Source organism: Vibrio sp. 2134-1, assembly GCF_033339495.1.
In genome coordinates this window covers 1-501 of the sequence record NZ_JAWOUS010001033.1, presented here as the reverse complement: position 1 = coordinate 501, position 501 = coordinate 1, and the positions used below count along the sequence as shown (strand labels likewise).

At 45.5% G+C, this 501-nt stretch carries 1 protein-coding gene; it reads right to left on the bottom strand.

Translation table 11 applies throughout. The annotated features are described in order from the left end of the window. A partial coding sequence (locus R7R78_RS29895) for a hypothetical protein (RefSeq protein WP_213872264.1) occupies positions 1 to 501 on the bottom strand: 501 nt, incomplete at both ends.

Below are 501 nucleotides of genomic sequence, written 5' to 3'. Positions count from 1 at the left end.
TTCTGAGCCGTTCCAGTCTGCCGTTGGGCTAATGGTCGCGATGCCATTTTCAATCGAAACCAACACGTTGCTGTTGCCGGACACTGAAAAGTTCAGTGCGGAGTCGCTGTCTTTAAATGCGTCGTTTAAATCAATCGTGTAGATCGTAAAATCTTCTGCTAACACTTGATCTGAAATCACATTATCGACTGTTGGTGCATCGTTAACGCGATTCACAATCAAACTATCACTGTCGCTAACCGTTGGATTAACACCATCCGATACTGATGCGCTGATCGTTAGGTCTTTAAGGTTGAGTTCGTCGTTGTTAACCGCGTCAACACCCGCTTGAGTCAGTTTGACTTCATCGCCAACTAACGCAAAGTAGCCGTTTGAGTTGTTTTCTAAAGAAACGGTTAATTGCTCTTCTGGCGTATCGGTATCAGCGACTTCCAACGTTGCCACTACCGTATCGGTACTCACTGCGTCTTCAGTGATACTTTCTACAGCATCGACCTTGAT